Below are 21,664 nucleotides of genomic sequence, written 5' to 3'. Positions count from 1 at the left end.
ACGATCGGGGGTACCACCGGTGCGCTGTTTAGCGTGTACCAGCCCGATCTTTAAGCCAATGTCAGTGTAATGGCCGAACTTCTGCTTTACGCTGTGGTCTTTGCAGAAGCTTCTTTGTTCTGCGACGACGGCGCTGCTGATGCAGGCGATTCCGCGGCATCGCGTGTCTTGACTGGCCACCATGTCTTCAGGGCGACGACACCAGCAGCAGCGATGACCACGCCAACCACCAGTGAGACGAAGAACATGAGAACGTGGGTGACAGCCAGAATCACGAACACACCGCCGTGAGGAGCCATCAATTCGACGCCAGCTGCCATCGAGATAGCACCGGAGATTGCGCCGCCGAGCATCGTTGCCGGAATCACGCGCAGCGGGTCCGCAGCGGCGAAGGGGATAGCACCTTCAGAGATGAAGGACAGGCCTAGCAACCAAGCCGCTTTTCCGTTTTCCTGCTCCGCTTTATTGAAGAGCTTAGGCCGCAGAGTCGTCGCAAGAGCCAAGGCCAGAGGCGGAACCATACCGGTAATCATGACAGCAGCCATGATCTTCAGCGACGCAGGATCGTCGACATTCAGGCCCGCTGTGGCGAACAAGTACGCTGCCTTGTTGATGGGGCCACCGAGGTCGAAGCACATCATGAGGCCCAGGATGATTCCGAGGAGAACCGCGGAGGAGCCGGACATCGAGTTCAGGCCATTCTGCAGGGCATCCATCAGCGAGGCGATCGGGCGTCCAAGCAGGATAAACATGGCGAAGCCGGTGATGAGCGAATCCACCAAAGGAATGATCACAACGGGCATCAACCCAGCAAGCCACCGCGGTGGATTAAGCGTGTTGAACCACATTGCGATGAGACCTGCGATGAGGCCGGTGAACAGGCCACCAATGAACCCTGCACCCACAGCGACGGAGACGGCACCACCAATGAATCCAGGCGCAATACCTGGCCGGCCACCGAGGGCGTAGGCGATGTACCCCGACAGGGCACTAACGAGGAAGTTCATCCCCAGCGTGCCGACATAGGCCGACACAGCACCAAGGTAGATCAGTATGGGAGCCTGGCTAAAGTTGTACGTTTCACCGTCGACAGTAATGTGCTGGCCGGGAAGGTTCCACAGAGCATTGTGGTTAACGACGGTCTCATAAACCTTGGCGATATCCGCACCGGACAGCACGAAGGCCAGCGCCATGAGGAGGCCGCCTGCTGCCACGAAGGGGATCATGTACGAGACGCCGGTCATCAGGGCTTGCTGAATGCGCTTACCCCAGCCGAGTCCTGCGCCCTCTTCCTGAGAGCTCTCAGACGACGATGATGCCTTCCCTTTGACGCGACGTGCATGAGGATCTTTTGCTGCCGCGATGGCTTCATCGATCATGACCGCGGGTTCATCAATAGCCCGCTTCACACCAGATTCGATGACTGGTTTGCCAGCGAACCGCTCACGGTCCTTCACCCCAACATCCGTTGCGAAAATGACCGCGTCGGCATTCTTAATGACGTCAGAGGGAAGGGGAGTGACTCCGGACGATCCCTGAGTTTCAACCGTGATCTCGACATCGTCACGCGCGTCGGCTGTCTGAGACAGAGAATCCGCAGCCATGTACGTGTGCGCAATACCGGTTGGGCACGCGGTAATCGCGACAAGGTGGGTAACAGCTTGTCCGGATCCACCAGCGTTATCGCTGTTGTCGGTGCTCTGAGCTGATGCTCCCGCTGCTCCGACGGGTGTCGAACCCGCAGCGCTACCCGCCGCAGCCGAGCTTGCATTCTTGCTTGCCGACGCCGTCGATGCGGACTTCTTCTTTGGTTTAGCAGCCAAGGTGTCAAGGATGCGCTGGGCTGCGTCCTTCTCGTCGGATGCTTCGCGTAGCGAGTCCCGGAATGAGGCTTTTACCAAGCTACGGGCTAATTTCGACAGGATCCGCAGGTGCGCTTTCCCTCCGCCCATCGGAGCGGAGATAAGGAAAACCAGATCGGCAGGTCCATCGGCAGAACCGAAATCAACAGGCTTCGAGAGACGCGCGAAGGTCAGCGTCGGAACTTCCACATGGCTGGTGCGGCAGTGCGGAATTGCCACGCCACCAGGCACACCAGTGGCTGACTTCGATTCACGAGTCAAGGCGTCAGAGGTAAGTCCCTCGGCGTCATCAGCGCGACCGGCCACCGCCGCATGTGAAGCCAAAGCTTTAATAACAGCTTCCTTGGTATCACCGGGAGCCACGTCGAGCATGATGAGGTCCGGGGTGATTACTGGAGGCTCCGCGGAGTTCGTCTGTGTTCCCTTCGCCGGTGCTGTTTCTTTTTGTGTCGGTGTATTCGGAGTAGATCCGGAGCCGCTCGATGATGTCATGACACTCCTTTCAAGGCTGTTGCTTCGGCGCCAGCCATGACGGTGACGGATTCAGGTTGTGTTTGGGAGGGGAAGGGGATTGTCGTTCCGGGCAGCGACGTTGCCGCAGAGCCGTAGGCTACAGCGTATTGAAGTGCAGTTTTCTCAACTGAACTGTCTGTAGCTGAGCTCGTTCCGTTACTGTGAGCGCTTCTTTGGGTACCGATAATGAAGCCAGCCAAGCTTGAATCACCCGCTCCGACAGTACTCACCGGAGTGATAGGAGGCGGAGAGGCATACCAGGTCCCTTGGTGGGTAGCTAAGACCGCGCCCGACGCACCGAGTGTGAGCAGGACATAACGCACGCCGTGGTCAACCAAGAGCTTTGCGGCTTCTGTCGCGGGCTTGAGATTTCCCTGCGATGCCTCGTGTTCAATGTTTTTTCCGTCGAGGCCGAGGATCTGGCCGATTTCGAAACCATTAGGTTTCAGGAGATCGGGGGCCACAGCCGGATCCTTCAGCATCCGCGCGCCGAGTTCCTCAAGCGGTTTATCTGACGTGTCGACCGCTATTTTGACGTCGTGCCCGTTGGCACTCTTACGAATCGCTCCGACCATGTCGGCGTACCACGATGTAGGCAGTCCAGGTGGCAGTGAACCGGAGAGAACAATCCATGATGCACGCTGCGCGACCTGCGAAATCACTCGAGTCAGCGTGTCGATGTGATCATGCTCAAGAGGATTGCCTGGCTCATTCAGTTTCGTCGTCGTGCCATCGGGTTCCGTGACAGTGAGGTTGACGCGGACGGGATGGTCAGCTGGCGTCGGTACAAAACTGAGACCTGTTTTATGAACTAAAGAAGTAAAGGGATCGCCTGCGGATGCCGGTGCAATGGCGACGGTTGGTTCGTCGGCCCTGTAGGTAGCCATCGCTACGTTGATGCCTTTGCCAGCTGGTACATCGGTAACGTCAGTGATCCTGTTTACTCCACCTCGATCGAGTGGGGTGGATATTGCAGCCGTACGATCCATGCAGGGATTAGGGGTCACTGTGACGACAGCATTGTCGGGGATTCGCATGAACTGACTATCTAATGCTTCAATGCCGGATGGACTAGTGCCATCGTGTGTCTCGCCTTTTGTGGAGTCGGCGATGATGAGTGTGAAGACATTATTCCTCTAGACGTGGTGGCGGTGGATCGACATCGTTGTTGTGTTCGTAAGTGTTGTGTTCCTAAGAGCGTCAAGCTCTTTCACACGCTCTCACTGTGCGACGACGACATCGATCTCGTGTTCGCGAAGTTGGGAAAGGAAACTTTCCGGGGCGGCAGAGTCAGTGATGAGAACGTCAATATCACTCAGTGCAGCAAAGCTGACCAGATAATCACGGCCAAATTTCGACGAATCGCACATGGCGATGACGCGATTGGCATTGGTAATCATGGCTCTCTTGACGGCTGCTTCCTGGGGGTCAGCCGTCGATAAGCCATGGTCAATCGTCAACGCATTTGTGCCGATAAACGCCACGTCAGCACGCATAAGCGCGAGCGTACGCAGTGCAGTATCACCCACAACAGCTTGGGTAATCGCACGAATTTGGCCACCGAGTAGCTGAAGATCGGTTAAGTTCCGGCTTGCCAGATTCATTGCAATGGGAAGGCAGTTCGTGACGATGGGCCATCCGCGTCCCGACGACAAATCCGCGATGTGATTAGCCAAGACCGCTGTTGTTGTCCCCGCGTCAAGAAAAATGCCTGCACCTTGTGGTGGGAGGTAATCCATTGCGGTTCGGCCAATAGCGGCTTTAGCGCCGGAGGCGGCCCTTGCGCGACTGTCGATGGGTAGCTCTAATGTCTGGAAATTGGTGGACGCCACAGCACCGCCGTGCACGCGATGGATAGCGCCTTCCCGATCGAGTTGAGCAAGGTCTCGACGAACTGTTTCTGCTGTTACTGAGAATCGTTCGGACAAGTCTGTGACGCTGACGCGGCCTTCAACGGCGGTGAGAGAAGCGATTTGTCTCCGTCGTTCCTCAGCATACATGTCTGTGTCACTTGTCCTTTCACGTCTGGTTCACGCTGAGTCTGCGCTTGATTCGTTGGTTTTACGTTGTCTTCATGTTTCTTCGCTCCTAAGAGTACGCGTTTCGTTTTCAAACGGTCATCAGACCGTGTCTGAATGCCCCCGATCGGACATAAAGAGAGCATCCAATCAGTGGCTTTTCTGTGGTTTTACGTTTACTTTACTGTGAACGTGAGCATTTGGGCATAGTTTTGTGACTTTTCCCACTCTGAATGATGGTATATTTCTGGAATCACCCGTTAGACTTGGATTAAAGAAATCCGACATGAGGAGCGACTTTAATGGACACCCAAGAAACTGCCGTGATTAAAGGTAAGGCCGTAGTACCTGGTGTCGCCCTTGGTCCAATCGCAGTGGTGGCCCCGCGTCCCGCTGTTCCGGAAGCTGGGGCTGAGGTTGACGAAGGTCAGCGCGAGGCTGAATACGAACGTTTTGAACAAGCGGCTAACGCAGTCACCGAGGCTCTGAAGGAACGCGCCAAGAGCCTCGAGGGGCACGCTGCAGATGTTGTTAATGCAACTGCGGGGCTCGCATCTGACCGCGGGTGGCGTCGGAAAGTTAAGAAGACCACCAAGCAGGGGCGTAATGCGATCGACGCAACAGTTACTGCTACAGCGTCATTCGTCGAAATGTTTACGGCCAATGGGGGAGTCTTCGCGGAACGTGTCGCCGACCTGGAAGATGTCCGCGACCGTGTTCTCGCCCACCTCCAGGGCCTTCCGGAGCCTGGACTTCCGGTCCTCACAACACCATCTATCTTGTGGGCCGACGATCTCGCACCCGCGGATACGGCAACGCTGAACCCGGACTTAGTCATCGGCATCGTCACGCGTCGTGGTGGACCGACGTCGCACACGGCAATTATTGCCCGTCAGCTCAATATCCCTTGCGTTGTCGCAACTGGACCGACTGATGTTGAGATTTCGTCAGGCGAGACTGAAGGCATGATTAGTGGTGCTGCCGGAGAGCTCACGGTCAACCCGGATGAGGACGCCGCGAAGCAGGCAGTTCATGAGTGGGAGCAGCTTGCGGAGAAGATCGCAAACTGGGAAGGCCCTGCTCAGACTAAAGATGGCCACCGCGTTCAGTTATTAGCCAATGTTCAGGATGGTCCCCAGGCTGCGTCGGCAGCGTCGACTGCAGTTGAGGGAGTTGGCTTGTTCCGTACTGAGCTTCTCTTCTTATCGTCGACGAAGGAGCCGTCGGTCAACGATCAGGCCGCGGCATATGGCCGTGTACTGAATGCGTTCCCGAAGGGGAAGGTCGTTGTTCGTACTCTCGACGCTGGGTCGGATAAGCCGGTTCCGTTCGTCGAGGCGGAGGAAGAGGACAACCCGGCTCTGGGTGTTCGTGGGGTGCGCATTGCGTGGGATCGTCAGGACATTCTGGAGCGCCAGTTGGACGCTATTGCTAAGGCGGTCGAAGATAACGATCGCGGCGACGCTCCGACCTGGGTGATGGCACCGATGGTGGCAACTGCCGACGAAGCTCGGTGGTTTGCGGGTATGTGCCACAAGCGTGGCTTGACGCCCGGGATCATGGTTGAGGTTCCTGCAGTTGCGCTGTGCGCCCGCGAGATTATGCAGGAAATTGATTTCGTTTCGATCGGCACGAATGACCTTACTCAGTACACGATGGCGGCTGACCGGTTGTCCTCCCCATTGGCTCACCTCAATGACCCGTGGCAGCCTGCTGTTTTGCGGCTCATCAAGATGGTCTGTGAGGCCGGCGCGGAGACTAAGACTCCCGTCGGAGTTTGTGGCGAGGCCGCTTCCGATCCGCTTCTCGCCTGTGTGTTGACGGGCTTGGGCGTGAACTCCTTGTCCGTTGCCGCCCCTTCTGCTGCAGGGGTTGGGGCTCAGGTTGGTGACCGTACCCTCGAGGAATGTCAGAAGATGGCGGCCGCTGCGGTTGCTGCTACCTCCGCCGTCGACGCGAAGAAAGCAGCTGCTGACGCTGTCTAAAAGCCAGAAGCTGTGTAGAAGCACAGTGCCCGGAGCAGGATTGCTTTTCTGCTCCGACCGGGGGAGCGCCGCTAGATAATTAGGCGTTAACTAATTAGGGGTGGGCCGAGCCGGCGGTTGTCACAGTGACCGAAGAACTGTGACAACCTTGCCGAGAATAGTGGCCTCATCACCGGGGATCGGGTCGAACGCATCATTGTGGGGCAGTAGCCACACTCCGGTTCGATCCCGGTGGAATTCCTTGACCGTCGCATTTCCATCAATCATGGCGACGACGAAATCACCAATCTCCGCCACATTTTGTGAGCGCACGACGACATAATCACCGTCTAGGATTCCGGCGTCCCTCATGGATTCACCGACAACCGACAAGATGTATAGGTCTCCTTCGCCGGTAAGTTCTCGAGGGAGAGGAAACTCGTCGGTAACTTCTTGTTCTGCCAGGATCGGTGTACCTGCGGCAATCCGACCAATCGTCGGAATAAAGACGGGGGTGGGGTGGTTGGACTCAATATCGCTGTCCGCGCTTTCATTCGATGCAGATGGCGTGGATTCTTCATCCGTGTGGTGCAGCGATGAGGACCCAGCGGGTTTTGTCGGATCCGCCATCTTCAGCCCCACTGCTCGAGGTTTATTCGGGTCCCGCCGGAGAAATCCTTTACGCTCGAGCTCTTTGAGTTGGTATGCCACCGATGACGTCGAGGTCAGGCCAGCGGCTTGGCCGATTTCTCGAATGCTCGGCGGGTAGCCACGCAGCACAATTGCATCATGAATGACGTCGATGATGCGATGTTGCCGGTCCGTCAATGAATCCATATCAGGCTTCGTTGACTTCCGGGATTTCTTTGCAGGCATGGGGCTGGTCTCTCCCAGTTCTAGATCTAGAGGTCGTTATGGCTGAAGTTTTTGGCCGTACTATGCGCCTGGTACGCGACGTTGAGATCAGTTTACATCACCCCACGGCACGTGGACGTGCGTTCGATGACTTAGCACGTTGTTAGGGAAAAGTTGTCGTGAATACCGGGGAGATACGACAATTACAAACCTCTATTAGGTGGTATGTGTTCGAATAAAACATACTTTTATACTCGGTAAATGGGTTTTAGTGTTCGAATAATGAGTTGTGATGTGCTCTTATGTCCGGCCCTCATGATGTCATGGCGATGTCCCTCAATGAGGGATGAGATGTTCGATTATTTGTTTATTCGCGACATTGCCGAAAGGATTTCCCATGCCTACACAAACCCCGACACTGACGCGCCGTTATTCAGCTCACCCCGTCCAACGCCACGTATCACATAAGAATGGGCATGCAGAGCCTGCCACCAACCGTAGAGTAGTGCAGAAGAACCGACCTCATCTTAGGACTCATCGGGGAGGTCCGGCTGTGAGGGCGTACCCGATGAGAAGATATGCCCAACCGTGTAGACGGTCAATTTTTCCTGAGCGACGTAGAATCGCAGCGTACAGTGTCGTAATCGGTTTGCTCATGGGTGCGAGCCTGTATTACGCCTGGGAAGAACCGCGGGATGCGGACATGAATCAGGAAGCACCATACAGTCAATCAGTGATCGTCACGCCCTCTGGAGAGGGTTAATATACTGGCGGTGTTTTCCGGCGTTATCCGTGTAGATAGGAGATCATCGTCGTGTTTTGCCCGTTTTGTCACCACCCACAGTCTCGGGTGATTGATTCGCGGACCGTGGAAAATGGCTTTGTCACTCGTCGGCGGCGGCAGTGCACTAAGTGCCACGGTCGTTTCACCACTGTTGAGAAATCTGTGTTGTTGGTTGAAAAACGAAACGGCGTGACAGAGGATTTTAGTAAAGACAAGTTAATCCGTGGTGTACGACGTGCTTGTCAAGGGCGAAACGTCTCTGACGACGCGTTAAAACTCCTTGCCCAAGAAGTGGAAATCGATTTGCGGGCGCAAGGAGGTTCACGGGTTAACTCAAACGATGTAGGTCTTGCAGTACTAGAGCCTCTACGAAAACTCGACGAAGTCGCCTACATGCGTTTCGCCTCCGTGTACAAGTCATTTAGCAGCATGGAGGACTTCGAACGGGAGATCACAGAATTCAAGGCACGGCGTTCACAGTAGGGGATACGCAGCCATCGGATTGCCCCAGACCTAACGGAGCTTTTTGATGGCTTTAGTAATTCTTTGGGGTGACACTTTCTGCGCGGTGCCTAACCGCTCTGCGAACACTTGGACGCGTAGTTCTTGTAGCGAGAAAATGATGGCTCGTGCCGCAGGGGAGTTTGCTCGCTGTTGAGGCAGTCCTTTCAGCTTTGAGCGGAAAGCGCGTTCAAGGTTGTTAACCTCTTCCTGACCATCGGCGTCTCGGTCGGGGTCACACTCCATGTTTTCCAGACGAATCTCAACCGCTTTCATATACCGCTGAAGGTGCTTGAGATGACCGGTGCCATATCGTGTCACCGCATTAGGGGGAAGGAGAATATTCAGCTGACGTTTAATATCGTCGATAGCTGGCCCATCCCACTTCTTGATCTCTTCGGCCATGGACTCATAAGCCACGAGCCCTGGTGCCATGGCAACAACCATGCGCCGCGTTGCTGCAGGAATAGCGTGCGACATTTCTTTTTTCATGGCTTCAAAGGCATCCGGAGATCGCTCGATGACACCGTGCTCCACCAGAGCGTCTTTGATTGCCGCAACTCGGCAGTCGTTAACCAGTCCGCTCAGACCCCCATGGGGATAGTGCTCCACCGCCACTCGCTGCTGTAGCGGTAGCCCCTTCACTGCTTGATTCTCATTGATCTTGATGGACTGCACTAACAAGGTGAGTACTGCCGTGAACATCATGGAATTGGCAGTGGCCTGAGATGCGGAGGTCACCACCTTAATTCCTTTCGACGTGACCTTAAGCGCTGGATACGCTGTTGTTGGCTGCCCGTCGATCGTGGTTTGAACGCTCTCGGGGAGAGTGCCGATGCCCTCGTCAGTCCATTCCGCATACACCTTCCCGAGGTCAGGAACAGTCGTCGCGTCCTCCCCGGAACGGCGGGCGGTGCCACTTCGGGAATCAGCCTGCGTCCGCGGCAAGTCTTGGGCTGAACCGTCGTCGTCCGAGTGATCTCGAGAAAGAGTCGAACCGACTTTACTTCGCTTGAACGCGGCAGACATTGCCTGCGTTGCCGCCGAGCTCTGCCGCTTCTTTAGCGCATCCAGATCTCGATCTTGATCGATGACCTTCCCGTGTCTATCGATAGCTTGGAAATTCATCCTCAAGTGAAGAGGAAGCTTAGCGACGTCGAAATCAGCAGAAGTCATGCCCGAGCCTCCCACCGCTCTGAGAGCGTCGGCGAGTGAATCCGTGAGCGGCTGCTCGTACGGATGCATTATCTCGATGGCATGCCGTGCGAAGTCGGGAGCAGGAACAACGGTGGTTCTCAGCGGCTTCGGCAGAGTGCGGATAAGTGCCGTCACTAGTTCGCTTCGTAATCCGGGGACGTTCCAGTCGAACCGATCATCCCACGATAACGACCCAATGATGGGGAGCGGAATCCGAACACTGACCCCATCGTCCTCCTCTCCCGGTTCGAATTTGTATGTCAGCTCGAGGTCGGTGGAATGAGCTCGCCACCGGTCCGGAAAATCCTCCTCGCTGATGGTGTGCGCTTCGGGGTGGAGAAGCTTATCCGGATCAAAATCAAGGAGATGCGGATCTTTTTTCGATTCCTTCTTCCACCACGCATCGAAGTGGCGTCCGGTCGTTACCGAGGCCGGGATCCGCGAATCATAGAAATCGTACAGAGTGTCGTCGTCGATAAGTAGGTCACGACGACGCGTCTTTTCCTCAAGTTCTCCGGCAGTCGCCAGCTTGTCGCGATTGTGGTGGAAGAATTTGTGTCGCGTAACCCAATCACCTTCGACGAGGGCACTGCGGATGAAGATCTCTCTGGCTTCGCGCGGGTTGATGCGGTGGTACGAGATCAGCCGATCAGTAACAACCGGTAAACCCCACAGGGTTGACTGCTGGTATGCCATTGCCGCAGAACGCTTGCGCGACCAGTGAGGTTCTGAATATTGATGGCGCAGTAAATCCGATGCCTGCTCTTCAATCCATCGAGGTTGGATTGCAGCAGCATCACGCGCGAACATTCGTGAAGTTTCGACGATTTCCGCAGCCATCAGCCACTGAGGCCGCTTCTTATGCAGCGATGAGCCAGGGAAGATGAAGAATCGCGTCCCCCGAGTTCCCTGATATTCCCTTCTCACATCGCTGCGTAGGCCAATTTGCGAGAGAAGCCCCGAGAGAATAGATCGGTGGAGCCCATCGTGATCGACGGTGAGCATCGGCATATCGGGATGCGCGTTATTGTTCTGCGATTTCGCCTTTTTGTTCGGGCGCGAGCGCTTTTTCGTGGAAGGCGTCGACGATTCGTCGTTATGAGGTAGGAAAGGAGTAAGACGATTCTGGTCCCACGACCATGACAGGTCTTCGGTGACTCGACGCAGTTGTCGAACAAAGTCCATCCATTCGCGGACCCGCATGTAGTGAAGATATTCTGCGCGACATCGCTTCCGGAACGCATTACCCGACAATTCTTTTTTGATACTCGTGAGATATGCCCATAGGCGGAGGTACGACATAAAGTCGCTATCAGTGTCCTTGAACCGCGCGTGAGCCTGATCCGCCTGGGGCTCATGGTCAGTCGGGCGCTCGCGGACATCTTGAATAGATAATGCGGCGATCACGACAGAAGTGGCTTCCACGACATCGCGATGATGAGCTTCAACCAGCATCCGAGCTAGCCGGGGATCGACGGGGATACGGGAGATTTCGCGGCCAATGGAGGACAGTACGGGGGAGCCATCGCGCTCGCCCTCGCCTAAAGCGCCGAGTTCGTGAAGCACCATCATGCCATCGCGAATAGCTCGCGGTTCTGGAGGATCGATGAATGGGAACTCGTTGATATCGCCCAGTTTCAACGAGGCCATCGTGATGATCACGCTGGCGAGATTGGTGCGCAAAACCTCGGGGTCAGTGAATTCGGGCCTCGAGTCGAAGTCTTCTTCGGAATACAGTCGTATAGCAACGCCTTTCGCTATACGACCGGAACGGCCTGATCGCTGATTCGCACTCGCCTGACTGATTGGTTCGATAGGTAAACGTTGGACTTTCGTCCGAGTCGAGTAGCGGGAAATGCGCGCCGTTCCGGTGTCGACAACATAATGGATCCCGGGAACGGTTAACGACGTCTCAGCGATGTTGGTTGCAAGTACGATCCGACGGCCGCGGTGCGGGCTAAAGACGCGGTGCTGTTCCGCGTTGGATAAGCGCCCGAAAAGTGGTGTGACTTCGACACCAGGCCATTTCTTTGCCTCAATCGCGTCATGAGCTTCGCGAATATCGCGTTCACTGGGGAAGAAACAGAGGATATCCCCAGGACCGGCGGCCATGAGCTCCTCACATGCTTCACACACCGCTTCCTGCGGATCTTTCTCGATCCGCTCGACGGAGCCGTCCTTGCGTTCGCGTTCGATATATGGGGGCCGGTATCGGATTTCAACAGGGTAGGTTCGGCCCGAGACCTCGATAATGGGCGCCGGATTTCCCTCCGCATCCGCGAAGTGACGTGCAAATTTTTCAGGATCGATCGTCGCGGAGGTGATGATGACCTTCAGGTCTGGGCGTTGCGGCAGTAGGCGTTTGATATAGCCCAAAATGAAATCGATGTTGAGGCTTCGTTCGTGAGCCTCGTCGATAATGATCGTGTCATAAGCCCGCAAAAGCCGGTCGCGTTGCATTTCTGCCAGAAGAATGCCGTCGGTCATGAGCTTGATAGCTGTTGAGGGGCCGACGCGATCATCAAAACGGATGGCGTATCCAACGCTCTGGCCGATATCTTGGCCGACCTCACTGGCGATTCGTTCGGCCACGGTCCGCGCAGCCAGCCGTCGTGGCTGAGTATGCCCGATCATGCCTTTCCGGCCACGCCCTAAAGCTAAACAAATTTTGGGTATCTGGGTCGTTTTCCCGGACCCAGTTTCACCAGCGACGATGGTGACCTGGTGCGTTCGGATAGTGTCGGCAATGTCGTCGACTCGCTGGGATACGGGCAGGTCAGGGGGGTACGTGATAGTCGGAAGCGTTGCGATTTTTGCGGCGAACTGGGTCCGCGCCGCTGCTAAGTCACGAGCGATGACGTGCCGTGCTCGTTCAGATCGGGCTTTTTTCAGACGACGACGAAATCGGTGCTCATCAGCAGCGCTAACCTCGCTGAGTTGTGCATAGAGTTCTTTGCGCGATGGGGCACTGGAGGCAGTGTCGGGAGTTGACGTGGTTGTCGTCCGGATATCGGGGGTATGGCGGTTGGATTTGTTCGTCATGACTTCCCACAGTCTACCTGGACGACGACGCTTGCTTCGGCTGCTGGCTGCTCGGCCGGTAACTACGCATCCGACACTTAAGAACGACGTCGGCTAACGATATGGTCAGCAAGGAGAGTCGTCGACAGACCGACCAGGATGAGGGCACATGTGGGAGAAAGGGCAAACCATAAGGCCCGGTCGGCGTAGGGCGCGGCTTCGCTGAGCATCGTGCCCCATTGTGGAGAATCGTGCCCGGCGCCGATACCAAGAAACGCTAGTCCGGCGAGAGCCAGAATATTGTGCCCCAGACGAGTCGCGCCGTGGCGGAGTGCGGCCGGTACGACGAAGGGGATGGTGTGGACGATAAGCAATCTCCATCGCCCGGCCCCACTATCTCGCGCCCATTCGTAGTGCCCCTGATGTCGTACGTCCAAGGCTAGCGCGCTGCAATGTGCTGCGATCGGAATCCAGCCGACGGCCATGACTGCGACAGCTGCAGTCCATACGGAGGTTCCAAACACGGAGGCAATAACCAGCCCGATAAAAACGGCGGGGAGAGCATTTAACGTGTCACCGAGGACATGTGCCCAGTCCCCACTCAGGCCGATGATCACACCAATCACTACGCAGACTGCCGTCGTAATGAGAGCGATTCCGACAGTAGGTATTGCTCCGTCAGCCATTCTGGCAAGCACATCTCGTCCCACCTGATCAGTGCCCAGCGGATGCGTCAACGAGGGAGACTCTAGGCGAGCGGTGGGCGTGATAGCCGAGGATCGAAAACTGCCGATGACGAGCGCGAGTATTAACGGGATGATCGCCACGAGTGGCGGCACCCACCCGACATCGATATGTGGTTGTCCATGGGAGAGCCCGGCTTCGTGTGACTGAGCAATCGGACGCATCATGAAGTAATGGATGCATCTCGAGAGAAACCCGCACGCTACACCGACGAAGAGAACTAAGGTCAGGAGTGCTTGCATGACGGGCACGTCTTGGTGGGTTGCCGCTTGGACAGCGATCCGTCCGATTCCAGGAATGGAAAAATGTTCTCCACGAGGGCTGTTGACGCTAAGGTTCCAGCGAAAAAGAGGAAGATTTGTGGCGTTAATGTCGCAAAACCTCGTCGGATGAGGCTTTTGCGAACTCGGTAACCGGGTATCCCGTTTACCAACCAGGTTCTGACCCAAGGCTCGGTCGCTGCTGTGTCCACGGCGATGAGCAGAATGCGTGAGAGCATTCCTGAGATGGGGATGGTGAGGGAGATGACCGGAAGAATTGCGTAGCGGAGGCCATCCCACCCGGTCGCGGGCAAGTATCCCAGCTGAATGGCAATGAAGCTGATCAGCAGACTAGCGAGGACAAATTCAGGGACGGAGGATAAAACCGCGCTCGATAATAGACCCGCGTGGGATCTGCGTCCCTGTGAATAAGTGTTAACCCGTGGCCAGATCAGAGCGCACGCGATCATGGTGCCCAGTAGAGTGGCCGTTCCTGCTAAGAAGACAGATGGACCAAACCCTGCCAAGACCGTGTTCCATGCAGAGTGGGATGGATTTACCCATGAGACACCGAAATCCAGATGGACGAAGCCGATAAAGAATCGCTGAATACCTTCGATGGGGTTCGATGGCAAATCCAGTTCATTCCGAATATTTTCTATGACTTCCGGATCTGGAGTCCGTTCTGACTCACGTGCTCGAAAGACAGACACCGCGATATCGCGCCCGGAAAGCCATGGAAGGACGGCAGCAAACAGAAGTCCTCCGAGCACTATGAGGACAGTTGTTCCGGTAAGGCCCAGGATGGAGCGGTACGAGCGCGTAGTACGGTGTCGTGAAGGCATGATGAGGGGTAACTAGGGGATCCGTAGGAGTGACAAGGGGGATTGGTGCGGGTGCGTCGATGAACTAGTCACGCTGACTCTTAGCAGTGAGCAATTGTCGCTCAAATGAATCCACGCCGACGTCTTTCATGCCCTTCATCGCAATGTAGCCACGCGGGTAGGCGACGGGGACAACCGCATTGTCAGCCACGATACGCGCTCCCGCTTCGGCCGCGAGCGTGCGTCGCTCATTGAGATCAGAGGTAGCATCTGCCCGCGAGATTTGTTCATCAATCTCCGGATCGCACAGCTGCGACAAGTTGTATGTGCCGTCGCACGTGTAGTCGGACTGCAGGTAGGAAACGGGGTCGGCTGCACCGATGAGGTAGTTACGACTCCCAATAACAGCATCAAACTGGCCGTCAAGAAGGCTACTTTCGAGTGAATCGTAATCCTTCGTCGTCACATCTACGACGAAGCCTGCGTGGCGTAGCTGGTCAGCAACAATCGATGCGACTTCTGGCAGTTCGCCACGCTCAGTCCAGGTGGCAAGCTTGATCTTCTGCTGTGATGGTTGCGTAGCAGGAACAGCGCTCTTGGATGCGTCATCCGGGGTACGTGCCCATTCTTCAGCCGGATTGAACAGGTGGTCGGTTGCAGCATCTGCTTTTCCTTCAAACACAGAGTCCGTGATGGCTTTGCTGTTGATGGCCTCCCGCGCTGCTGCCCGTAAACCGGGATCGGTGAATACACCCTTCTTCGTATTGAGGTGGAGAAGGACAGCGCGGGGAAGTGGCGTTGACTTGATCTCGCCCGCCGACTTTTCAATCTCCGAAACCTGGGAGGTAGGAATAGCCGTCGCGAGTTGCACCTCTCCTGAACGGAAAGCAGCAGTGCGGGCACTCGCATCAGTCATGAATTTGACGGTGACTGAATTGAGCTTCGGCTTGCCGCCCCAGTAATCGTCATTCGCCTTCAGATCCGCTTGGGTCGAGCTAGCTTTTTTGTCGAGCGAAAATGGTCCGGTTCCGTGTTTCACCAAGTCCGGTGCAGCATCAGAGGGACCCTCTTTTGCTTCTGCGTCTTTACCGTCGTTCTTTTCCCCATCTTTCTTGGCATCGCCGGTGAAAGCATCAGGTGACAGAATCATTGTTCCCGGGTCGGCGAATCGCTGAATCAGGATGGGATCGTCCTTTTCTGACGTCACCACCAACGTGTGGTCGTCGGAAGCGTCAAATGTAAGGTTGGCTTTCCCAAGGGCTTTCGGCCGGTTGGTGGCGTTCCACGCGTGGGTGAGACTGGTGGCCGCAGATTGAGCGGTCAGCGGCTTTCCGTCATGGAACTTAGCGCTACGGAGGTGGAAGGTTACCGACCGTGGGGAATCATCCGACCACGACTCAGCCAATGACGGCATAACATCGCCATTCTCTCCTAACGTGACTAGCGTTTCCCCGACACCCATCCGACTGGCTAGAACGGCGTCGTCGGAATAGGGCGACATACTTGCCACCGGGGCAAAGGCCAATCCGATTGTTGCCCCGTCGTTACCGGTTGAGTCCGAATTATTGAAGCATCCCGTGAGCACAGTCGCTGCCACAGGGACGGCAAGTAATAGCGACAGTCGTTTCATGATGAGAACTCCTCTATCTGATCAGTTAATTGTGATGAGTTGTCAGGCGCGTCGGCATGATGTGGCTCTTGTAAAAGCCTCGCCGTGCGTCGGCCCCACACGTAAATAGTGATGGCAGCACCCACCATCCCGGCAGCAAGAACGATCCACGGAATCATTGCTGATTGCGTGGGATGGTAGGCACTGTTTAAAAGCTTTCCGAGAAGCGGCGAAGTGATGAGAACGGCCGCCCCACCAACCGAATTGAGGACCCCGTAGTACGTACCCAACTTGATGTTCTTCGCGTGTACTCCAACGAGGTCGCGCGCGATCGGGCTGACAATCATGTTTCCCACATTGAGAACGACGACGAAGGCGATGGCGGGAGCTAAGCTCCGGGACCACGGTGCGCACGCTGCGACGATAGTGAACGAGCTAGCCATGATGAGAAAACCAACGGCTACCGCCCGCGTGGGGCTATACCGAGCCGCTATCCGGGCCAGCGGGACTTGGAGAATGATGACCCACACCCCAGCAATGAGGAACATGATTCCCATCGATTGATCCGACCCCGTCCCTCGCGTCAATTCCACAGGCAGGGACAGATACATCTGGTTATAGGCGACGAGACTCATGGAATATGCCGCTGCGAGAACGAGAAAACGGCGATCTCGGAGGACATGGCTCCAGTCTTGTGTGATCGGTCCGCGCCGGGCTGGGTGGACTGAGGTGGGGAGCATGACCAAGTGAGTGATGCCCAAAAAGACGAAGATCGCAGCTGCCGCGTAGCAGCAAATGTCGAACCCGAGAGGAAGGAGCAGTGCTCCAATAAGCGGGCCTAGTCCAGAGCCGACGGTTGAATAGGCGGAATCTAAGGCAAAGATGTGGGCTCTCGTGCTCGTTCCTTGGGCTTCGAGGCGTGCGCCTGAGTCAGCCAATGACGTTTCGACGGCGGGAGAGAACAATGCGGCAGCAAAGCCAATAATGACGACGCCGCCTATGAATCCGACGAGTGACCATGTGTTGGCCAGATTGTCGCTCTTTCCATTGACCGTTGCGTAATGGCTGGTCACGCCGGTTGTGATGAATCCAATTACGCGCAGAGAAATCCCCGTCAACAGGATAGGGCGCGCCCCATATTTATCTGTGAGCCCTCCGCCGAGAAAGAACAGCCCCTGTTGTGAAAATGTCCGCAAACCGAGGACTAAGCCAATCATTGTTCCGGCTTGAGCAAAACCATCTGCCAGGACGACCGCTAGAAAGGGCACAACAATATAGAAACCGATGTTGAACAGTAATTGGCTGATCAACAGCAGGTAGATATACGCGGGGAGCGTTTGCCCAGATTTCCGACGACCTCCGAATAGCGACAAAGCTTTCACGTCATACACCTCCTCGAAAAATTCGATCGGCGTGAATCAATTCCGCGGTCTGCGGAACATCTGAGCTACCAATCTCTGCTGCGGCTTGATCATCAACAATGCGACCATCGTCAAGAACGATGATGCGGTCACACGTCGAGACCATAAACCTCACGTCATGACCCGTTACCGCCACTGCGCACGATGATTTTTGCTGGTAGGCGCTTAGAACGCTCATGGTTGTTGTCGCGCTCTCCGTGTCGAGGGCAGAGACAACTTCGTCGGCAAGAACGACAGAGGGGCGGGTTGCTAGTGCACGAGCTAAAGCAACACGTTGACGCTGGCCTCCGGATAACTGGTGAGGCCGCCGATGTAAAACATCCGTCGGGAGCCCTAACGAGCCGACAAGTTCCTCATAGTCGGGCGCTTCCACTCCTGCGATCAGCGTCGCTTCCCGGATGATGGACTGAACCGTCATGAGAGGATGCAAGGTGGCATCTGGCTGTTGTGGAACAAATGCGCACCATCCACGGTGGTCAGGAGCTGTGCGAGCGCCGTCATCTAACGGAAGGCTGCCCATTATCGCTCGCAAGAGGCTGGTCTTTCCGGAGCCCGACTTGCCGACGAACCCTACTTTTTCGCCGGCGTGGAGATCGCATGAACAAGCATGGAAACGCCCTTCGCACGTGGCGTCGTGTAAAGAGACAAGAGGAGATCCAGGGAGCTCCGACGGCTGGTTGGGGGGAGAAACTATCGGCATGTGGCTTCTCTCCCTGCACTGTCCTTGTCGACGACGACACCGTCACTAATGTGCAGATGTCGTGTTGCTAGAGGAACGAAGCCAGAGACGTCATGCGTCGCCATCACGATTGTTGGGTGATAGGCGTCATAAAACTCGCACAGGATATCCCTTATTGCTAATGAAGTGACGGGGTCCAGCGCACTGGTCACTTCATCTGCGACAAGGACGTCGGGTTGGTGAATCAATGCGAGGATAAGACAGGCTCTCTGGCGTTGGCCTCCGGATAATTCCAGGGGGTAACGGGAGCCGTCCAGCCCTACGCGATCGAGCAGGGCATCTGCATGGTCGATTGCTTCTCGTCGGGATTCTCTCGGTAAAGCGTATGAAACTTGTGTCCTCACAGGGGTAAGAGGATCAAGTGACGTCGACGAATTTTGAGCACAAAAGCCAAGAGTTCCTGAGATCGAACAGTAACCAGTGGTTTGTATTCCTGCGTGGTGGGGGTTGTGATGTCGAGATGAATTTACTGATGGCCGTGTACCGGCGTCGATAATTGAGTTGAGGAAAAGGCTTTTGCCTGCTCCAGATTGCCCCGAGACGACCACCCATTCCCCGGGGTTAATATGCAGCTCAGTGATGTGCAATAGCGGGCGAGAAGGAGGATCGGCCGGGGTAGTAGTTGATTCGGCGTTGAGAGGGGCCAATGAGAAATCCCTGAAGACAATCGAGCCAGGAGAGTGGGGCGAACTAGGAGAGGCCGACTCCTCTGAGGAGCCTAAATCTCCAGGACTGCGACGTGTCGTGCTGAGATGCGCGGGCCGGACCACAGGCTAACGTTCTCCTCAGTACCGGGGGGCAAAGATTCGGACGTAGAAGATTTTAAATCAACCGCAAATAATTGTCGATAAAGTATTGCAAGGAGAACAAATAAGGAGTATGTCGGGAAAAACCGGCAGCGTATGGCGCGGTTCCGCAAACTTGGCCGGTGGAAACATCAGCTGCGCAGACATGGCCCGTGCTCGACATAAGAAAATCCCTGGCGTACTGGACGCCAGGGAAGAAAAACTCGGAGAGTCACACTGAACTCAAAGGGGCAAAAACTCTACCGAGCAGCCTCGATCTGAATGGCCTGCGCTACACCCTGAATGGTTGCGGCAATCTTAACGGCCTCGAAAACCTGTTCCTTGGTCAGGCCTTCACTCGTCACCGTCTTCTCGTGAGCCTTGGTGCAGTCGTGGCAACCGTTGATGGTCGACACAGCGAGAGCCATGAGCTCGAAATCAACCTTGTCGATCCCGGACTTGTTGATGATGTTCATCCGCAGACCCATGCGGACCTGGGCATAGTCGGAGCCGAGGAACGACTTCGCGCGGTACGCGACATTGTTCATGGCCATGATCGACGCTGCACCGTAGGCGGCGTTGACATACTCATCGGAAAGGTGCTGCGATGCTTCCTCAGCAATCTCCGAGATGATGGTGTCATTTCGCGTTGCTGCAGCAGTCGCAAGGAACGTGCCCCAGAGCTGCTGCTCCGACAGCTCGGTCGAGCGCGAGAGGGTGCCCAAGTTCAGTTTGAGGTCTTTCGCGTACTCCGGGAGACCCTCTTTAAGGTTGTCAAGTGCCATTATGAACCGTCCTTAGTGATAGCGAGAAAGTTTCGGTGACGACTGAGACAGTCGAATGGAGCTGGAAGCAGGTGCTTACTTCAGCTCTTCGTTGAGAACATCCATCTTGTCGATGTTCTTGGTGGGGTCATTCTTCTGCCAGTTGCAGGCGCAGACTTCCTCCGACTGAAGTGCATCGAGAACACGCAGAACCTCGTCGACGTTACGTCCAACAGCGTCCGGGGTGACGGACACGAACTGGATGACGTTGTCAGGGTCAACGATGAAGGTGGCGCGGTCTGCAACACCGTCAGCATTCTCAACACCAAGGGCCTTGATGAGATCGTGCTTGATATCAGAAATCATCGGGAACGGAATCGTCTTCAGATCCGGGTGGGTTGCACGCCAGTTGAAGTGGGAGAACTCGTTGTCGACGGAGCCACCGAGGATCTGGGTATCGCGATCCTCGAACTCGTCATTCAGCTTGCCGAATGCTGCGATTTCGGTGGGGCATACGAAGGTAAAATCCTTCGGGTAGAAGAAGATGACACGCCACTTGCCCTCATAGGACTGGTTGTTGATCTCCTCGAAGTAGTCTTCGGGCTGGTTAGCGTTGACCTCGCGCAGGTCTCCGCCCTTCAGTGCGGTCAATTCGAAATCAGGGAACTGGTCACCGATGGTCAGCAATGCCATTGCTTCCTCCTACTTGAAAGTGTCATCGATTGGTTAATTATCTGACGCTATAAAGCATGGCATGATTTATCGGGTGTGTCAAGAGGTAAAACTTAAATATCTAGTGTACAGTTATAACCATGAATAATAGAGAGTATCGCCCTACAATCGCTCAACTTCGTGCCTTCGTGACCATCGCGGAGCACCGTCACTTTAGTACTTCAGCAGCGCGTTTGGGGATTTCGCAACCGTCCCTCTCGCAGGCTCTCGTTGCTCTCGAGAGCGGCCTGAACCTACAGCTTATTGAACGCTCAACACGGAAAGTCATTGTCACCTCGGCTGGGCAAGCTCTCCTTCCTTACGCACGCGCAGCCTTGGATACTACCGATGATTTCGTCGCCCATGCTCGAGGCGTCAGCGATTCCCCCTCCGGACCGATCACGATCGGAATTATCCCCACCGTCGCGCCGTATATCCTTCCGCACCTTCTTCAGCTCATCAACCTCGAGATGCCGGAAGTTCAACCGAATATCGTCGAAGAACAAACCCACCATTTAGTTGAAAGCCTGAAGCAAGGAACGATCGATGTCGCCGTGTTTGCCCTCCCATCCGGTGAGAGTGGACTAATCGAGCAGCATCTCTACGACGAAGACTTTTTCCTCGTCGTACCAGAGGGGCATGAATTAGCTGGCAAGACAAACGTTGACCCGAAGGTACTCGAGGACCTCAACCTTCTTCTTCTCGACGACGGCCACTGTTTACGTGATCAAGTTCTGGATCTCTGCCGCCGTACTGGTAAAGGCTCAAAAGCAAACCAAGCTGTCACACGAGTCGCTAGTTTGACGACGGTTGTGCAGTGTGTGGCTGGTGGCCTGGGTTCTACATTGGTGCCTGCCTCTGCCTTGCCCGTGGAAGGACGCCAGGAAAATATCGCGATCGCGAAGTTCAAGAAAGGGTCTGTGCCCTGCCATCGCGAAATCGGACTGGCTTATCGCTCCAGTACGTCACCGAGCAGGGGAGAGCAGTTCCAGCACATTGGCCGACAGATTACGCGGGCTTTCGAAGAAGTGTCGCGGAACGCGAATGCTCTGTCCTGATTGAGGCGTCGTGATTGAGGTGGAAGCTACTGAT

Annotated in this window: 16 protein-coding genes; 3 read left to right on the top strand and 13 right to left on the bottom strand. The window is 55.6% G+C overall.

Annotated features, from left to right (window positions below):
• Positions 1-86: 86 nt before the first annotated feature.
• From KCQ76_RS01245 to KCQ76_RS01235, 3 genes are all read right to left on the bottom strand, one after another.
• Positions 87-2,354: a PTS fructose transporter subunit IIABC gene (locus KCQ76_RS01245; RefSeq protein ID WP_082089820.1), complete on the bottom strand. Its 2,268-nt coding sequence runs from the start codon at positions 2,352-2,354 to the stop codon at positions 87-89.
• Positions 2,351-3,412: a 1-phosphofructokinase family hexose kinase gene (locus tag KCQ76_RS01240; RefSeq protein ID WP_046202381.1), complete on the bottom strand. Its 1,062-nt coding sequence runs from the start codon at positions 3,410-3,412 to the stop codon at positions 2,351-2,353. The genes KCQ76_RS01245 and KCQ76_RS01240 overlap by 4 nt, the downstream gene beginning before the upstream one ends.
• Positions 3,413-3,595: 183 nt before the next feature.
• On the bottom strand, positions 3,596-4,375 hold the full coding sequence (locus KCQ76_RS01235; RefSeq protein WP_012731729.1) for a DeoR/GlpR family DNA-binding transcription regulator: 780 nt from the start codon (positions 4,373-4,375) through the stop codon (positions 3,596-3,598).
• A 320-nt stretch (positions 4,376-4,695) separates the two neighbouring features.
• On the opposite strand from KCQ76_RS01235, the gene ptsP reads away from it, so the two are divergent.
• The gene (gene ptsP / locus KCQ76_RS01230) at positions 4,696-6,378 is read left to right on the top strand and encodes a phosphoenolpyruvate--protein phosphotransferase (protein WP_052723047.1); all 1,683 of its coding nucleotides are present in this window, start codon (positions 4,696-4,698) and stop codon (positions 6,376-6,378) included.
• A gap of 120 nt (positions 6,379-6,498) precedes the next feature.
• Here ptsP and lexA read toward each other — a convergent pair whose 3' ends face one another.
• Positions 6,499-7,233, bottom strand: coding sequence for a transcriptional repressor LexA (gene lexA / locus KCQ76_RS01225; RefSeq protein WP_046202225.1), 735 nt, complete (start codon positions 7,231-7,233; stop codon positions 6,499-6,501).
• A gap of 793 nt (positions 7,234-8,026) precedes the next feature.
• Here lexA and nrdR point away from each other — a divergent pair.
• Positions 8,027-8,479 (top strand): transcriptional regulator NrdR, encoded by a 453-nt coding sequence (gene nrdR, locus KCQ76_RS01220; protein WP_012731725.1) that lies wholly within the window; start codon positions 8,027-8,029, stop codon positions 8,477-8,479.
• A 30-nt stretch (positions 8,480-8,509) separates the two neighbouring features.
• On the opposite strand, the gene hrpA is transcribed toward nrdR, so the two are convergent.
• The 9 genes from hrpA to KCQ76_RS01175 all read right to left on the bottom strand — a co-directional run bounded on the left by hrpA (position 8,510) and on the right by KCQ76_RS01175 (position 20,554).
• A complete protein-coding gene (gene hrpA, locus KCQ76_RS01215; protein ID WP_221914773.1) occupies positions 8,510-12,736 on the bottom strand; it encodes an ATP-dependent RNA helicase HrpA in 4,227 nt (1,408 codons plus the stop codon).
• Positions 12,737-12,813: 77 nt separating this feature from the next.
• Positions 12,814-13,626 carry an ABC transporter permease gene (locus tag KCQ76_RS01210; RefSeq protein ID WP_160296111.1) on the bottom strand — a complete coding sequence of 271 codons (813 nt, stop codon included), beginning with the start codon at positions 13,624-13,626 and terminating at the stop codon, positions 12,814-12,816.
• Between the two features lie 59 nt (positions 13,627-13,685).
• Complete coding sequence (locus tag KCQ76_RS01205; RefSeq protein ID WP_146003245.1) at positions 13,686-14,564, bottom strand: ABC transporter permease family protein; 879 nt, start codon at positions 14,562-14,564, stop codon at positions 13,686-13,688.
• A 64-nt stretch (positions 14,565-14,628) separates the two neighbouring features.
• Positions 14,629-16,173, bottom strand: coding sequence for an ABC transporter substrate-binding protein (locus KCQ76_RS01200; protein ID WP_046202226.1), 1,545 nt, complete (start codon positions 16,171-16,173; stop codon positions 14,629-14,631).
• Complete coding sequence (locus KCQ76_RS01195) at positions 16,170-17,534, bottom strand: MFS transporter (protein ID WP_052722255.1); 1,365 nt, start codon at positions 17,532-17,534, stop codon at positions 16,170-16,172. Before KCQ76_RS01195 ends, KCQ76_RS01200 begins: the two co-directional genes overlap by 4 nt.
• A 1-nt stretch (position 17,535) precedes the next feature.
• Positions 17,536-18,273 carry an ATP-binding cassette domain-containing protein gene (locus tag KCQ76_RS01190; protein ID WP_046202227.1) on the bottom strand — a complete coding sequence of 246 codons (738 nt, stop codon included), beginning with the start codon at positions 18,271-18,273 and terminating at the stop codon, positions 17,536-17,538.
• Positions 18,264-19,082 carry an ATP-binding cassette domain-containing protein gene (locus KCQ76_RS01185; RefSeq protein ID WP_082089821.1) on the bottom strand — a complete coding sequence of 273 codons (819 nt, stop codon included), beginning with the start codon at positions 19,080-19,082 and terminating at the stop codon, positions 18,264-18,266. Before KCQ76_RS01185 ends, KCQ76_RS01190 begins: the two co-directional genes overlap by 10 nt.
• Before the next feature lie 275 nt (positions 19,083-19,357).
• Complete coding sequence (ahpD, locus tag KCQ76_RS01180) at positions 19,358-19,882, bottom strand: alkylhydroperoxidase, AhpD family (RefSeq protein ID WP_012731718.1); 525 nt, start codon at positions 19,880-19,882, stop codon at positions 19,358-19,360.
• 75 nt (positions 19,883-19,957) lie between these two features.
• Positions 19,958-20,554, bottom strand: coding sequence for a peroxiredoxin (locus KCQ76_RS01175; protein ID WP_012731717.1), 597 nt, complete (start codon positions 20,552-20,554; stop codon positions 19,958-19,960).
• A gap of 119 nt (positions 20,555-20,673) precedes the next feature.
• Here KCQ76_RS01175 and KCQ76_RS01170 point away from each other — a divergent pair, with 119 nt between their 5' ends.
• A complete protein-coding gene (locus KCQ76_RS01170; protein WP_012731716.1) occupies positions 20,674-21,630 on the top strand; it encodes a hydrogen peroxide-inducible genes activator in 957 nt (318 codons plus the stop codon).
• Positions 21,631-21,664: the final 34 nt, after the last annotated feature.

Origin of the sequence: Corynebacterium parakroppenstedtii (assembly GCF_019754935.1) — a bacterium.
In the GTDB taxonomy this organism is placed as follows: domain Bacteria; phylum Actinomycetota; class Actinomycetes; order Mycobacteriales; family Mycobacteriaceae; genus Corynebacterium; species Corynebacterium parakroppenstedtii.
Note: the sequence above shows the minus strand (reverse complement) of the source record. Positions and strands in the feature narration are given on the sequence as shown.

Bases quoted from the DNA above. Each gene is read 5' to 3' on its own strand.
- KCQ76_RS01245 (WP_082089820.1), bottom strand. From the start codon at position 2,354: ATGACATCATCGAGCGGCTCCGGATCTACTCCGAATACACCGACACAA.
- KCQ76_RS01240 (WP_046202381.1), bottom strand. From the start codon at position 3,412: ATGCGAATCCCCGACAATGCTGTCGTCACAGTGACCCCTAATCCCTGC.
- KCQ76_RS01235 (WP_012731729.1), bottom strand. From the start codon at position 4,375: ATGTATGCTGAGGAACGACGGAGACAAATCGCTTCTCTCACCGCCGTT.
- ptsP (WP_052723047.1), top strand. From the start codon at position 4,696: ATGGACACCCAAGAAACTGCCGTGATTAAAGGTAAGGCCGTAGTACCT.
- lexA (WP_046202225.1), bottom strand. From the start codon at position 7,233: ATGCCTGCAAAGAAATCCCGGAAGTCAACGAAGCCTGATATGGATTCA.
- hrpA (WP_221914773.1), bottom strand. From the start codon at position 12,736: ATGACGAACAAATCCAACCGCCATACCCCCGATATCCGGACGACAACC.
- KCQ76_RS01210 (WP_160296111.1), bottom strand. From the start codon at position 13,626: ATGATGCGTCCGATTGCTCAGTCACACGAAGCCGGGCTCTCCCATGGA.
- KCQ76_RS01205 (WP_146003245.1), bottom strand. From the start codon at position 14,564: ATGCCTTCACGACACCGTACTACGCGCTCGTACCGCTCCATCCTGGGC.
- KCQ76_RS01200 (WP_046202226.1), bottom strand. From the start codon at position 16,173: ATGAAACGACTGTCGCTATTACTTGCCGTCCCTGTGGCAGCGACTGTG.
- KCQ76_RS01190 (WP_046202227.1), bottom strand. From the start codon at position 18,273: ATGCCGATAGTTTCTCCCCCCAACCAGCCGTCGGAGCTCCCTGGATCT.
- ahpD (WP_012731718.1), bottom strand. From the start codon at position 19,882: ATGGCACTTGACAACCTTAAAGAGGGTCTCCCGGAGTACGCGAAAGAC.
- KCQ76_RS01175 (WP_012731717.1), bottom strand. From the start codon at position 20,554: ATGGCATTGCTGACCATCGGTGACCAGTTCCCTGATTTCGAATTGACC.
- KCQ76_RS01170 (WP_012731716.1), top strand. From the start codon at position 20,674: ATGAATAATAGAGAGTATCGCCCTACAATCGCTCAACTTCGTGCCTTC.